The organism is Enterococcus larvae, assembly GCF_017830045.1.
Taxonomy (GTDB): Bacteria; Bacillota; Bacilli; order Lactobacillales; family Enterococcaceae; genus Enterococcus_L; species Enterococcus_L larvae.
Window position 1 is genome coordinate 700,635 of record NZ_JAEDXU010000001.1, and the last position, 15,411, is coordinate 716,045.

The 15,411-nt window shown below is 41.5% G+C and carries 11 protein-coding genes; all 11 read right to left on the bottom strand.

All coding sequences use genetic code 11. The features are described from left to right. Positions 1 to 172 precede the first annotated feature (172 nt). Complete coding sequence (locus I6N96_RS03400) at positions 173 to 463, bottom strand: hypothetical protein (protein ID WP_209556078.1); 291 nt, start codon at positions 461 to 463, stop codon at positions 173 to 175. Between the two features lie 254 nt (positions 464 to 717). Continuing rightward, positions 718 to 2,529 carry a glutamine--fructose-6-phosphate transaminase (isomerizing) gene (glmS, locus tag I6N96_RS03405; protein WP_209556079.1) on the bottom strand — a complete coding sequence of 604 codons (1,812 nt, stop codon included), beginning with the start codon at positions 2,527 to 2,529 and terminating at the stop codon, positions 718 to 720. A 394-nt stretch (positions 2,530 to 2,923) separates the two neighbouring features. Continuing rightward, entirely contained in the window at positions 2,924 to 3,757 is an 834-nt protein-coding gene (locus tag I6N96_RS03410) for an energy-coupling factor transporter transmembrane component T family protein (protein ID WP_209556080.1), read from the bottom strand. Further along, a complete protein-coding gene (locus I6N96_RS03415; RefSeq protein ID WP_209556081.1) occupies positions 3,754 to 5,463 on the bottom strand; it encodes an ABC transporter ATP-binding protein in 1,710 nt (569 codons plus the stop codon). The genes I6N96_RS03410 and I6N96_RS03415 overlap by 4 nt, the downstream gene beginning before the upstream one ends. Before the next feature lie 193 nt (positions 5,464 to 5,656). Further along, positions 5,657 to 6,208, bottom strand: coding sequence for an ECF-type riboflavin transporter substrate-binding protein (locus tag I6N96_RS03420; RefSeq protein ID WP_209556082.1), 552 nt, complete (start codon positions 6,206 to 6,208; stop codon positions 5,657 to 5,659). 18 nt (positions 6,209 to 6,226) lie between these two features. Further along, entirely contained in the window at positions 6,227 to 7,084 is an 858-nt protein-coding gene (locus I6N96_RS03425; RefSeq protein ID WP_209556083.1) for an SAM hydrolase/SAM-dependent halogenase family protein, read from the bottom strand. 185 nt (positions 7,085 to 7,269) lie between these two features. Next, positions 7,270 to 8,628 carry a phosphoglucosamine mutase gene (gene glmM / locus I6N96_RS03430; protein ID WP_209556084.1) on the bottom strand — a complete coding sequence of 453 codons (1,359 nt, stop codon included), beginning with the start codon at positions 8,626 to 8,628 and terminating at the stop codon, positions 7,270 to 7,272. 28 nt (positions 8,629 to 8,656) lie between these two features. After that, complete coding sequence (locus I6N96_RS03435; RefSeq protein WP_209556085.1) at positions 8,657 to 9,778, bottom strand: CdaR family protein; 1,122 nt, start codon at positions 9,776 to 9,778, stop codon at positions 8,657 to 8,659. Next, on the bottom strand, positions 9,775 to 10,665 hold the full coding sequence (gene cdaA, locus I6N96_RS03440) for a diadenylate cyclase CdaA (RefSeq protein ID WP_209556086.1): 891 nt from the start codon (positions 10,663 to 10,665) through the stop codon (positions 9,775 to 9,777). Before cdaA ends, I6N96_RS03435 begins: the two co-directional genes overlap by 4 nt. A 202-nt stretch (positions 10,666 to 10,867) precedes the next feature. Further along, complete coding sequence (gene nifJ / locus I6N96_RS03445; RefSeq protein WP_209556087.1) at positions 10,868 to 14,548, bottom strand: pyruvate:ferredoxin (flavodoxin) oxidoreductase; 3,681 nt, start codon at positions 14,546 to 14,548, stop codon at positions 10,868 to 10,870. 520 nt (positions 14,549 to 15,068) lie between these two features. Continuing rightward, positions 15,069 to 15,296 (bottom strand): hypothetical protein, encoded by a 228-nt coding sequence (locus I6N96_RS03450; RefSeq protein WP_209556088.1) that lies wholly within the window; start codon positions 15,294 to 15,296, stop codon positions 15,069 to 15,071. Positions 15,297 to 15,411 lie beyond the last annotated feature (115 nt).

The following is a 15,411-nucleotide window of genomic DNA, read 5'->3' on the forward strand; positions in this document are numbered from 1 at the left end:
ACGAAGGAATCATTGACACAACAATAAAAGCAATTATTTGGATAAAGAAATAGTAATTATTCACAATTTATTTTATGGATTTACATACTAAATAAATGATAACAAAAAAAGAAAACAGTGTACACCTCAAAAACGGGAATATTGCGTGAACCTGCTCCTTTTCCAACACTTTCTAATAAAGGTTTCTCAAAATAATTGCTGTCTCTTCTTCACCCTCAGCATTCATTTTTTCTGCCTTTTCCAGTAAAGAAAAACCTGCATACAATTCTTTGGTCAGCTCATCCTCTACTTTGAACTCTTTGACCTTCTCTACATGGATCGATTCCGGCTCTAGTTCCTGTACACTATCCCAGCCAGTATCAATAAAAATCTTTGTTCCTTCAGTCACCAGACTGTTATCTTCCAAATCTGAAACGATTTTCTTCAATTCGCTAAACGTCATTGCTCTTACTTGATGTTCCATCGGATGTCCCTCCATCATTCTTCAAGTTGATGCTTCTGATTTTATCATATCCTTTAGTTAATAGATAGACAGCTATAGAATTTATTTTTTAGCATGTCCGGCAATATCAGTCGACTTTTCCCACTAAATATTTTTCGAATCAAAATCATGCTTTTTCAGAAAAAGACTTCAGAATCAGTCTATAATGACCGGTCCCAAAGTCTATGATTCTCTAGCCCATTCTCATTTTTCTGCCTTTGTGACGTTAGTTCCTGTTATTCTACCGTCACACTTTTTGCCAAATTTCTCGGCTTATCTACGTCATATCCCCTATGCAGCGTTGCAAAATAAGCAATCAACTGTGTAGGAACGACACTGACTAGTGGAGTCAGTAATGGGTGGACAGTAGGAATGATTAGCTGATCCTGTTTTCCAGCTAGAGATTCACTCACGATCCGCAAGGTCTTAGCACCACGGCTCTCTACTTCCTTCAGATTTCCCCTCGTATGCGCAGCAGTAGCCTCTTCTGTAATGATACCAATGACCGGCGTTCCCTCTTCTATCAACGCAATTGTTCCATGCTTCAGCTCACCAGCGGCAAACCCCTCCGCTTGAATATAGGATATCTCCTTCAGCTTAAGTGCCGCTTCCATTGAAACAAAGTAGTCCATTCCTCTTCCGATATAAAAAGCATTTCGAGTGTCCGATAAAAAGGATTCCACCAGTTGACTGATCATCATCTTTTCATCAACAATTGTTTCCATTGCAGCAGCGGTCAAGCTCAGCTCAGCAGTAAGATCAAACACACTAGCTGCAGGATTCTGCTTCTTAGCACCCACAGCAGCAGCTAATACTGCCAAAACAGCAATTTGGGCAGTATAGGCTTTCGTTGATGCAACAGCAATCTCAGGACCTGCATGAAGCAATAGTGTATGCTTTGCTTCTCTTGATAAGGTAGATCCCGGTACATTGGTTAGTGTCAAGGATGGATACCCCAACGCATTGACTTTGACCAGTACTTGTCGGCTATCCGCCGTTTCACCACTTTGACTCAAGAAAAGAAATAATGGTTTTTCAGACAGCAGCGGCATGTTATAACTGAACTCGCTGGAAAGGTGAACTTCTACAGGAGTTCCTGCTAAATCCTCCAAAAGACGTTTCCCAGCCCAGCCGGCATGATAACTCGTCCCGCAAGCGATGATATAGATACGGTCACATTCAGCTGCTTCAGCAACTACTGAAGCCTCGACATGTATCTGGTCCTGTTCATCTGTATACTGTTCAAGGATTCTTCGCATCACGCTTGGCTGTTCATCAATTTCCTTCGACATATAATAAGGATAGGTGCCCTTTTCAATATCATTCAGATCTAGTTGTGCTTCATAGGATTCTCTAAAAATCAAGTTTCCTTTTTGATCTTCAATCTGAATATTCTCCTTCTCGACGATTACCAGTTCGCCATCAGCAATCTCAACAAAGTGGTTTGTTTCCTGCAGCATCGCCATTGCATCGCTGCAGATTACATTGAAACCTTCACCCAGCCCAATCAACAACGGGCTCTTATTTTTTGCAACATAGATGATCTCTGGCTCCTGATTATCGATCAAGGCAAAAGCATAGGAGCCTTTGATCACTTTCAAAGCCTGTTTGAAAGCCGTCTTCGTATTTTCAGCAGTCTTTGAAAAATGAGCAATCAGGTGTACAACAATTTCTGTATCTGTCTCCCCTCCAAGTGAATTGTTTTGAAGAAATTCCTGTTTTATTTCTTCAAAGTTTTCAATCACACCATTATGAACCAAGGTAAAGCGTCCATTCTCTGAAGTGTGGGGATGCGCATTTCTTTCACTAGGTCTGCCGTGTGTTGCCCAACGTGTATGTCCAATTCCAATCGTTCCAGTCAGCTCTCCTGTAATTTTTTTCTGCAAATCAGCGATTCTTCCCTGCGACTTGATCAAATGATTTTCTCCCTGACCATCTGTTACGTAGATCCCCGCTGAATCATACCCTCTATATTCTAACTTTTCCAATCCCTGCAGCAAAATATCTGCCGCGTTCTCTTTTCCAATAATTCCTACAATTCCACACATAATGTTTCTTCCTACTTTCTCGCATCAATTTGTCTGTAGCAAAATTTCATCATTACGTGTCTCTATCTGCATGACCAGTTTTTTGTGATAGCTTTGCAGCTATTTTTTGTGCTGACCTGTAGAGTGCAGTCCCTGAAGCCACCCGCCGATTATTCGATAGACTTCTCCCTCGTCATCTGAATCTGAAATCCAGATCTGGCGCTCTCCATTTTTTAAAATTGGTATAGATACCTCCTCTGATAAAAGACTCATAGAAACATATTAAATATTATAATAACAATTCTTCATTGTCAACAAAAAAATAGCATTAACAAAAATTGGTATACTTGAAAAAGCATGATAATACAAAAAAACAGATGAAACCTTTTCGGCTCCACCTGTTTCCCATAACTCTCTATTGAAACGGATTATAAAAACGACCGCCATTCACTTTAAACAATGAAAAACTGAATATAGTTAAGAGAATACCTATGCCCATAACCACAAAATCGGCTCTATGAAAAGGCTGTTGAGCATACCACGTACGCCTTTTCTTCTCGCCAAATCGACGCAGCTCCATCGCTGTACTGATCGTCTCGATCCGATCCAAACTTGAAAGAATCAAGGGGAAAACAATTTGCGCCATCCCCTTGATCCGTTGACTGAATTTGCCTTTCTTTGACAGCTCATAGCCCCTAGCTTGCTGGGCTAATGAGATATCGAAGTAATCCTCCTGAATATCAGGGATATAACGGATTGCCAGAGCTACTGCATAGCTGATCTTATAACTAACCCCTAAGCGATTCAGACTGGACGCAAACTCACTTGGATTCGTTGTTAACAAGAAAATCAGAGCTAACGGAATCGTACAAAAATACTTTAAGATTAAATTGAATTCATAAAATAATTGCTCAGAGGTCAGAGTAAAGCGGCCTATTCCCTCCCAAATCACTGTTCTGGAGCCGTACAATTCTACCCCATATTCTGGTGAAAATAGATAGACAGCTAGAATATTCAGCACTGAAAAAACAAAAATAAATTTTATGACAAAAGATATCTGATGCCATTTGATATTGGACACTTTAAAAAGAACAACAGAAGCAATACTCATTCCCAGCAGAAAGCGTGTGTCATAGGTTGTCATACAAGCTATCGAGAGCAAGATCAGGAACAGTAATTTCGTCGTTCCATTCAGTCTGTGGATAAATGTGTTATCCGGCGTATAGCCCAGCATTTGATGTTCACTCATGTTAATCGCACCTCCTGATCATAGGTCATGAAATTCTCAGTAAATAAGAACGGGTCCGGCAAAGCTAAATGCTTCGCAAACGTAAATAGACTGGTTTCTTTCAAGGAAGCTTTGTGAATCAGTTCTTCATTGGTCAGAACGTTGACTGGCTTAGTATCTGCAATGATTTTTCCATCAAATACAACAAGCGCTCGTTCTGTATATTCCAGCATCAAGTGCATGTCATGAGTGATCATAACAACTGTCATACCGGATTGATTCAACGCTTTCAGGAAGGTCATCATCTCTGTGTAATGCTTGAAATCCTGCCCAGCAGTCGGTTCATCCAGAATGATCATCTCTGGTTCTAGAACCAGTATGGAAGCAATCGTCACACGCTTCTTTTGTCCAAAGCTCAACGCAGAAATCGGCCACTTTCTAAATGAATAGAGTCCGCAGACCTTTAACACCTTTTCTACTCGGCGATCGATCTCATCTTCGGAGACACCTCTTAAAACAAGTCCGAGAGCTACCTCTTCCCAAATCATTTTTTTCGAAATCATTTGATTCGGATTTTGCATCACAAAGCCGATTTTGTCTGCTCGTTCTTTGATCGAAAACTGATCAAATGGTTGAGTTTCCCAATGGATCGAACCGCTAGAAGGAGTGATAAATCCGCAAATTGCCTTACAGAGTGTTGACTTTCCAGCACCGTTTTTCCCGACAATACTGATCATTTCCCCTTTATTCAATGACACACTGATTTCATCAAGTACTTTACGATCATTTTTACCATAACGATAATCGATTCCTTCAAGAACCAACTGTGGTTGATCATATCTCTGTGCCCTTGCTTCGGGAATATCCTTCATCCACTCAGAAAGCTTTTCCTTCAATCTATTTCCAGCTACTTTTTCAATATCGGAAAGATTGGTTATCGTCGTTAAATCGACCTCTGCATACTTCATCGCTGTCACATATAACGGCTCACGAATCCCCTGTTCAATCAGAATATTGGTCTTCAACAGCTCATCAGGAAGCATATCTGCAACGATTCGTCCGTCGTTAAAGACGATGATGCGATCGACGTCACGATATAGAACGTCCTCCAATCGATGTTCGATGATGACAATAGTAGTTTCTGTCTGTTTATGCAGACGATCGATCAAATCAACTGTTTCCTTTCCAGTTGCCGGATCGAGATTCGCTAAAGGCTCGTCGAATAATAAGATGGGTGCTTCATCAATCAACACCCCAGCCATTGAAACACGTTGTTTTTGTCCACCTGACAAATCCTGTGGGCGATGGGAAAGAAATCGATCTAGCTCTACTGTCTTCGCCCAACGATCAACCTCAGCCTTCATTTTATCCAATGATACTTCATCATTTTCCAAGGCAAACGCAATATCCTCGCCAACAGTCAAGCCAACGAACTGACCATCCGTATCCTGAAGAACAGTCCCCACATCAAACGATAAATCAAATAGACTTGTTTGTGTCAGGTCTTTCCCATTGATTGTTACACGCCCTTGCAGCTCACCTTCATAAGTATAAGGAATCAGGCCGTTGATGCATTGAGCAAACGTTGATTTCCCACTGCCGCTAGGTCCTACAATGAGGACCTTTTCTCCTTTAAAAATCGTCAAATCAATATCATGCAGCGTTGGTTCTGCTTGGCTATGGTATTGGAAAGTAAAGTTTTCAAATTGAATGAGCGGTTGCTTCATTGTTTTCTCTCCTTTATTTCTAAACATCTGATAGTTTTAAGAATAATGACCATTTCCCTGTTGCTGAAATGATACTATGTATAAAATCAACTCAAAAATATAAATAACGGGACAGAAGCTGCTCCTGTGATCGTTCTCACAGGGAAAGACTGCTACTGTCCCGACTTCTTTCTTAAAACATTTTACCACACAATCAGTCTTTTGACAGACTTCCTTTTTTCGTTCGTGTTGCTGCATAAGCTTTCATCAGTAATGTTCCAATAACACCTACTGCTACTGCATTCGATACAACAGCAATCACACCCTGAGTATAAACTTTATTTGCAGGCTCACTATAAATCAGCACATCCAATGTAGGAGCAATCAAGCCCCAAACAACAGCATTTCCAATCACTTGGTAAATATTGAACGTAATCATCTCTTTTTTTGTGAACTCGCCATGCTCTAAATCCATTTTTCTTCCGGCAAAACCATAAACTACACCAATAAGTCCAGAGCAAATGATCCAGCTCCACCAAGCACTGCCGTACGTAGTAAAGTCCTTCAAGGTATGTCCGATCAAGCCAATCAAACCGCCTGCAACTGGTCCGAATAATGCGGACATCAACGCAAGAAACGGATAAGCTGTCTCTAGGTTTGTATTAGGAAAACCTGTAGGAATAACGGCAAAACGTCCTAAAATAACAAATACAGCGGAACCGATCCCTATGGCAACAATTGTTTTAACTGAAAAATCTTTCTTCATCTTTTTTCACTCCTGCTTCTATTCAAAAATAATTTTTGGTGCTTTTCTCAATTGAATCGTCCATTCTGTGCCGGTCCCAATATGGTATAAATCAGAAAATGAATCCTGATTGACCGCAACTCCAATATTTACCAGTGAGTTGACATACACCAACGGCTCCCCGACATTCACATCTGCAAATGACTTCGCAAACTGCATGATATTCTGATACACTTTTTTCCCTTGATGGAATATTGTTACTTGCAGATTATCCCCATGAACGATCTGCTCTTCTTTCATATAAGCCAATGGAATATTTGTCCAAAGAGAACCGAAACGAACATCTAAAACATCGATACTCCCTTCCAGAATCCCTTTGTCTCCTTTCGCTTCAATCAACGGCAGCAACGCTAAAGTGTCTGTTGTTACGACACTGCCGAGCTCAGTGAAATCAATCTCCCCATGTGCCAAGCGTGCGCCGTTATAAGCATAGATATCCCGACCGTGGAAGGTATGGCTTTCCTCCGAATGCGGGAGCCTGCTCTTCACTTCATCGATTGCTCGAATCTCTTCGATGCCCTGATAATGATGAATGTGAGTCAATGAGCCATTATCAGGTGTGATGATATAATGACCGGAAGCTGTTTTTGCCGCGATACTTCTTCTTGTACTTCCTACCCCAGGATCGACAACAGAAACAAAAACTGTTCCCTTTGGCCAATACTTGACTGTCTGATACAAGCGATATGAAGCTACCCAAATATCGTAAGGCGGAATCTCATGTGTCAGATCCTCCACCACGATTTCATCGCTGACCATATGTGCAACACCGTACATTGCACTGACTGCACCGTCACCCAAACCAAAGTCTGTCTGTAATACCAAATATTTCCCCATTCTGTCAGCTCCTTCGTTGATCTTTAGATCACTAATAAAATAATTGTATAAATTCAGCTCCAATCGTATCATAAGATTAACGTACAATCAAACTGGAAATACGAAAATCATTCGTGGTCGTAAAAAAAATAAAAAAGAGATAGAAGCAGCTTGCTTCTATCCCTCAATATTCCTTTAGCAAAGCATCAATTCATACCAATCTCAGCCTGAACAACTTCTGCGATCGTATCTACGTAATAGTCTACTTTTTCCTTTGTCGGTGCTTCAGCCATTACACGCAATAGCGGCTCAGTCCCTGAAGGTCTAACTAGAATCCGACCGTCACCATTCATTTCCTGTTCCATCAGCTCAACAATTGATTTGATGGCCGGAACGTCCATTGCATTGTTCTTATCTGTTACACGGATATTCACAAGCTTCTGAGGATATACTGTAATCTCTGAGGCAAGCTCTGACAGCTTTTTACCAGTCTGTTTCATCACGTTCAGCAATTGAACGCCTGAAAGCATCCCATCCCCAGTCGTATTATAGTCTAAAAAGATCATATGACCTGATTGTTCTCCACCGAAGTTATAGTCATTTTTCCTCATCTCTTCCACAACATAACGGTCGCCAACCTGAGTGATCACGTCAGACATACCCTTTGCTTCCACAGCTTTACGGAAGCCCAGATTGCTCATAACAGTCGTTACGATCGTATTTTTTTTCAGACGTTTCTTTTCTGATAAATATTTTGCACAGATAAACATGATTTTATCTCCATCAACAATGTTCCCTAACTCATCGACTGCAATCAAGCGATCGCCATCACCATCAAAAGCCAAGCCGACATCTGCACCTTTTTCAAGAACAAACTCTGCCAATTTTTCCGGATGAGTAGAGCCGACACCATCATTTATGTTCAATCCATTTGGACTAGTCCCCATAGTGAAAAAGTCCGTTTCCAGATCAGCGAACAAACGATTGACAGAGGTTGCAGTTGCACCATTAGCTGCATCAATGCAAACCGTTAAATCAGATAGGTCATCTGGAATCGTCTGTACAAGGAATTGAGAATATTTTAACAAGCCTTCTGGAAACTCTTCAACTGTTCCCAAGCCCTCTGCAGATGGACGAGGCAGCGCATCCTCTTTTGCATCTAGTAACTCTTCAATTTCCAATTCTTGACTATCAACTAACTTGAAGCCATCAGAACCGAAAAATTTGATGCCATTATCTTCTGCCGGATTATGAGAAGCAGAAATCATGACACCTGCCGATGCCTTCTGCAGACGTGTCAGGTAAGCAACGCCCGGGGTTGCGATCACGCCTAATTGGAACACTTCAATTCCAACAGACAGCAGACCTGCAATCAGAGCTTGTTCAAGCATTTGCCCAGACACTCGCGTATCTCTGCCGACAAGAACTCTTGGTTTTCGGGAATCATCTGCAGCATGTTGGCTCAACACATAGCCTCCGCAGCGACCTAACTTAAATGCCATTTCAGGTGTCAGTTCCTTATTCGCAATCCCTCTGACACCGTCTGTTCCAAAATATTTACCCATCATTTATTCTCCTTATTCACTAATTAGTTTAGTTTGGTGAATCCGCACTCTGATCTGTAGACGCCTCACTATTTTCTGTGGTGTCTGTTGTACTTTCATCCTCAGAACTTGTTTCAGATGAACTCGAGCTACTGCCGTTCCCCCCAACACTCGTTGAGCTGTCGTCAATAGTCCAAGTATTTGAGCTGCCGCTTCCAGATCTTGAATAAATTGGATTGATTGTGACCTCCACTTCATCAGGATCTATCGTATAATCACCAGTGGCTGGAATCATAACTGTTTGCTTGGTGGTGGTTCTGACTCCACTGACATCGATCGGTACTTCCAACGTATCGATGGTTTCTAACACAGAGTTCGACCCGCTGATTTCCACAACACTTGTGGATGCATCAAAAGTAAAGCTACCCACATCCGCCGGTGGTGTCCCTGTCGCAGTGAACCGCAAAGAAACCTCTTTCTTCGGCAAGGACAGCTTCACAGTTACCTTCACTTGTGGTGCTGGATTTTCAATACTGAGGACTTGTCCTTTACTATCCAATGCCTGTACATTTACGGTCTGGTTGATCGTATCTGCTGACTGGGTCACATTTGACAGCGGCGCCACAACCTGAGCAATTTCTGCCATTGTTTCTTCTCCGGTAGTGATTTCCACTGTTTTTGGACTGATAGAAACAGTATCCACTTTGTAACCCTCTGCATCAAAGCTGTCAGGAATCTTCGCTTCTACCTCAAAGCTTTTTGTTACTTTCTTTTCAATCGTTACGGTGATCGTCTTCGTTTCCAACTCGGCTGAAACTGCAGAGCTCAAACCGGTCACTCGCAAGGGCACCTCTGTAGTCCCAAGTGATACATTTGTCAGATCTGCCACAACCTGAAAATTCCTAGTATCCTCATTTGTCTCCAAATTCAGCTGTATCCTGTTTGCACTACTTAAATGAACCGCTACAGTATCTTCATAGCCGGAAACAAAATATTGATCCTCATCATATTTTAGCTGAACTGGTACATTGTAGACCATTTCATCATAAACCTGACTGGTGCTCGCTGTATTTCCTGAATTTCCTTCTGAATTTGCATTAAAAAAGAGCAGCAAAGCAAACAATAGGGCCAGCAATCCGGAAAACCAATTGCTTTGATAAGCCTTTTTCATTTCTTTTTCCCTCCTTTAGTCACACCATCTATAAAATGCTGTAGGAGGTTTTTTCGACTTTTCTTTTCTTCATCGGGAACAAGTTCTTCTCTGAGTATCTTCAAATACTCTTCTTGTGTCAGTCGTGGAATCAATTCGTTATTCAAGGTCAGACTCACGTCACCTGTTTCTTCGGAAACAATGATCGTCACTGCATCACTGACTTCACTGATCCCAACAGCTGCTCTGTGTCTAGTCCCGAACTCTTTAGGAATCAGATTGCTTTCTGATAGAGGCAAATACGCTGAAGCGACTGCAATTTTCCCATCATCAATTATTACCGCACCATCATGAAGAGGGGTATTGGGAATAAAAATGTTTATCAGCAGTTCACCAGTGATATCTGCATCCAGATCGATCCCTGTCTCAATATACTCTTCCAAACCAGTGTTTCTGGCAACGGTGATCAGCGCACCGATCTTCCGTTTAGACATATACTGAATGGCCTTATCGAATGCCAAAATCATTTTCTCATCTTCCTGCTGCTCTGTTTTTGAGGCTTTGAAAAACGAGCTTCGCCCTAAATGTTCCAAGCCGCGCCGAACCTCTGGCTGGAAAATAACCACAGCTGCAATCACACCGTACATGATTACCTGATTCATCAACCATGACAAAGTATGCAGACCAATGAGTTCACTTAATATTCGAATAATAATAAAGACTGCAACACCTTTTAATAGTTGAACTGCCTTCGTTCCCTTTACAAGCATGATTAATTTGTACACAAGGTACCATACTACTAAAATATCAATAATATTTATAATAAAATTACTGGACAACAAGTCATTGGAAATAAATTTCTGCCAATAGCTTACATCAAAAAATTGACTGATCTGAAAAGCTGTCATATAAGTTATCACTTCTCTCTGAATATTTCCTTTTTAGTATAGCATAAATTTTTTCTGTATTACAGAATACTGAAAATCGCAAGGAACTTTTATAGAATAGAACATACTTTTTTCTAATTTAAAAAAAACTCTTGAAAGCGCAGAACAGACAGAAAAGAGTTTCTCTGCCTACAAAACTGCTTTCAAGAGCTTAATCTATTCGTTAATCTTTATCTCTACGTGCCGCTCGTTCTGCTCTGCGTGCCGCTCTACGCGCTTCTGCTTCCGGATCTTTTATACGTTCCTTCTTCTCACGTACTGGCTTTTCTGTCTTTTGCTCTACTGGCTCTGCTGTTGCTTTTTCCAGCTTCGCACGAATTTTTTCTTCTTGTCCTGCCACTCGCGCATAACTGAAGAAACGATTTTTTGCATCATTCACAGTCTTTTCAAAAAGCTTACCGGCGTGTTCTGCCTGTGTTGATTCCAAGGCAGAAAAACGAACTTGTTTTCTCATAAATGCCTTCATTTCGTTGAAGTCCGGCTTTTTATAGTCTAGAGTCATCGGGTTTTTCCCCTTTTCTCTCAACTCTGGATTGTAACGGTAAAGTGACCAATAACCTGATTGGACTGCTTCCTTCGCTTCTTGAAGGGTCTGACTCATACCGCCTTTCAGTCCATGAGCAATACATGGTGTATAGGCAATAATGATTGATGGGCCAGGGAATTTTTCTGCTTCTTCAAAGGCTTTGATTGTTTGCATTTGATTTGCTCCTGAAGCGATTTGGGCGACATACACATTTCCGTAAGTCATCGCCATCATACCCAGGTCTTTTTTGGAAACATACTTTCCACTAGCTGAGAACTTAGCAATTGCTGATGCCGGCGTTGCTTTAGAGGTCTGACCACCAGTATTTGAATAAACTTCGTTATCCAAAACAAGCATGTTGACATCTGCACCACTAGCCAGAACATGATCGATACCGCCGTAGCCGATATCATAAGCCCAGCCGTCTCCGCCAATCATCCACTGACTTTGCTTCACAAACAAGTCTCGACCTTCATAAACAGTTTCCAACAATAGATTGCCTGACATTTCAGCCTCCAAAGCCGCAGTCAATTTCGCCGCACGCTGTTGAGTACCTTCACTATCATTCATGTGCTCCAGCCAATCTTCCATCAAAAGCTTCAGCTCATTAGAAGCCTCAGGCATTGCTTCTGTCATCGCAACTGCCAAGTACTCTCTTCTTGTTTGAGCAGCCAGAAACATTCCATAACCAAACTCTGCATTATCCTCCAATAATGAGTTAGACCATGCCGGTCCTTGCCCTTCATCATTTGTTGTATAAGGAGCAACAGGTGCAGCCGCTCCCCAGATAGAAGAACACCCTGTCGCATTGGCGATCATCATTCGATCTCCAAACATTTGTGTCAGTAGTTTTACATAAGGTGTTTCTCCACAGCCTGAGCAAGCACCTGAAAATTCAAGTAATGGTTTGTTGAACTGGGAACCAAGAACGGTATTAGGCTTCGCCGGATTTTCTTTTTGCTTCAGCGTCATGGAGAACGCCCAGTTCATCGCCTGTTCTTTTTGCTCGTTATATGGCTTCATGACCAAAGCTTTTCCTTTAGCCGGACATGCATCCACACATAATCCACAGCCAGTACAATCTTCTACAGACACCTGAATCCGATATTTCAAGCCATCTGCACCACGCATCTCACGTACAATGTAGCCCTCTGGTGCAGTTTCCATCTCTTCATCATCTGCAAGGAATGGACGAATTGCCGCATGGGGACAAACAAAGGAACATTCATTACACATCGTACAGCGATCACTGATCCACTCAGGAACCTCTAGAGCAATTCCGCGTTTTTCCACCGCAGTTGTTCCTAAAGGCATCCGACCATCTGTCATACCGTTATTTACCAACGCACCAACAGAAAGCTCATTTCCTTCCTGACGATTGATTGGTTCAACGATTTCACGAATGTACTTGGAAACATCCATATTTGGTTCTGCAATCTTGATTTCACAGTCCTTCCAGTCTTCTGGAACAATGACTTCGTGCAGCAGCTCCACTGTACGATCGATTGCTTCGTTGTTTTTCTCAACAATCGCCATAGATTTATGACCGTAACTCTTCAGCGCCTCATCCTTCAAGATCGGCAGGACTTCTTCAAACGGCATGATGTCTGCAAGCTTGAAGAACGCTGTTTCCATCGCTGTATTGATCCTTCCGCCTAAACCGACCTCAGTTGCCAGCTTCACTGCATTGATCGTATAGAAGCGGATCTCATTTTCCGCAAGATATTTCTTCATTTTCGCAGGTAGGAAACGTTCCAGCTGTTCATCATTCCAAATGGTGTTCAGCAGGAAAGTCCCGCCCTTTTTCAACCCTTTCAACAAATCATACGTATTCAAATAAGCTGCTGTATGGCAAGCAATGAAATCCGCATGTTCAATCAGGTAGGTAGAACGAATGGGCATTTCACCAAATCGTAGATGTGAGACGGTCAAACCCCCAGATTTTTTAGAGTCATAATGGAAATATCCTTGGGCGTATTTATTGGTATGATTTCCAATGATTTTGATTGCAGATTTATTGGCACCGACTGTACCGTCTGAACCAAAGCCCCAGAATTTCGCCTGATAGGTTTGCTCATCGGTTAAATCAATCGCTTCTCCACAATCCAATGATGTTTCAGTAACATCGTCAATGATCCCCAATGTAAAGCGAGACTTGCGAGTTGTTTTTTCCTTTTTCAGTTCATTGTACACTGCAATGATTTGATTCGGCAGCACATCCTTTGAACCCAGCCCATAACGACCTCCAACGATTGCAGGACGAAGCTCAGATTCATATAATGCACTCTGAACGTCCAAAAGCAGAGGATCTCCGCCCGCTCCCGGTTCCTTTGTTCGGTCAAGGACAGCCACCGATTTAACCGTTGCAGGCATTTTTTCCAAGAATGTCTCAATAGGGAATGGACGGTATAAATGAATATTCAAAAAACCGACCTTTCTTCCCATTTCAGTCAAATGATCGACTGTTTGCTCGATTGTCTGAGCTACAGAGCCCATAGAAACAATGACCTCTTCTGCATCTTCTGCACCGTAATAGGTCACAAGGTCATAACTCGTTCCTCGCAATTCATTGATTTTCTTCATATAAGACTGCACGATTGCAGGTAATTTATCATAATACTGATTGACTGTTTCCCTTTGTTGGAAATGGATATCAGGGTTTTGATTCGTTCCGCTGACCGACGGGTGATTTGGATTCATGCTCCGCTCTCTAAAATCAGCCAACGCTTCCTGATTCATCATAGGAAGCAGTTCATCGTATTCTATCACTTCTATTTTTTGGATTTCATGACTTGTTCTGAATCCATCAAAGAAGTTCATGAAGGGTACCTTTGCCTCCAGAGAAGCTAAATGAGCCACCGGTGATAAGTCCATCACTTCCTGAACACTGCTTTCACAAAGCATTGCAAAGCCTGTCTGACGTGCGGCCATTACATCGCCATGATCGCCGAAAATGTTTAGTGCTCCGGTAGTTACTGCTCGACTCGCTACATGAAACACTGTCGGTAAAAGCTCACCGGCGATTTTATACATATTAGGTATCATAAGCAGCAGTCCTTGAGATGCTGTATAAGTCGTCGTCATCGCACCTGTTTTTAAAGATCCGTGAACAACACCAGCTGCTCCGGCCTCTGACTGCATTTCAACAATCTTGACAGGCTGACCAAATAAGTTCAGTTTTCCTTCTGCTGACCATTGATCAACTAATTCCGCCATTGTAGAACTTGGTGTGATCGGATAGATTGCTGCCAGCTCTGTAAACGCATAAGAGATGTATGCTGCTGCAGTATTTCCATCCATTGTTTTCATTTTTCGCATACTGATAATCATCCTTCTATCTATACAAAAGTAAAGTTATTTAAACATTCATTCCTAGTCTATTATAACGGATAGCAGCTGACAATGAAACATTTTATTGATTTTTTCACAAACTTTCAACATATTTCCATTCTTCATTTTCTTTCATTAATAACAAAACCACTTATTTTGTCTGGTATATCAAGCATTTGAATCAATGATGCAACCATTAACTATTTTCAGTTTTTCTTGAAAAAACTGTGAAAAAAATTCAAAATTTAAGAAAAACTGGCTTTTTTCTCTTTTTTTATAAGAACAAGCTGCGTAAAGCCTCTATAAAGTCCTCCAACTTTTAAGCAAAAAAAAGAAGCGATCATCTGATACGCTACTCTGTACTTAGAACACTTCGTGAAAAAAGACCTGACGTTGTCAGATCTTACATATTAAATAGATTATTCCGAAACAGAAGCGATTCTCCTGCATTTGTTCTCCAATCAGCTTTTGGCAGCTGTATGACTATTCAGCAAGTCAGTCTCTGTTATCATGCTTGATCCGCAGGCGACAATTCTTCATAATTGATGACGGTCTTTTCATTTTGAGCTTTCTGATGAGGAATATCCTCTATCGCTATTACTGCTGAATTTGCCATCAGGACTTCTACTTTACCATTTCTCATTTCTTTTCTGTACATAAATGATACTTCTTGCCCTTCAACAAACTGCTTGCTCTTTTCTGAAGGCTCAATCCTCTTCCATCCATTAAATCCCATAAAATGACCTCTTCTCTCTGCATAATAGATTTATGATACAAAATCTGGGGCTAACTGCTGTCGGAAAAATTTTTTCTTTATAAAAAAAACGATCCACTGATTTGGACCGTTTCTG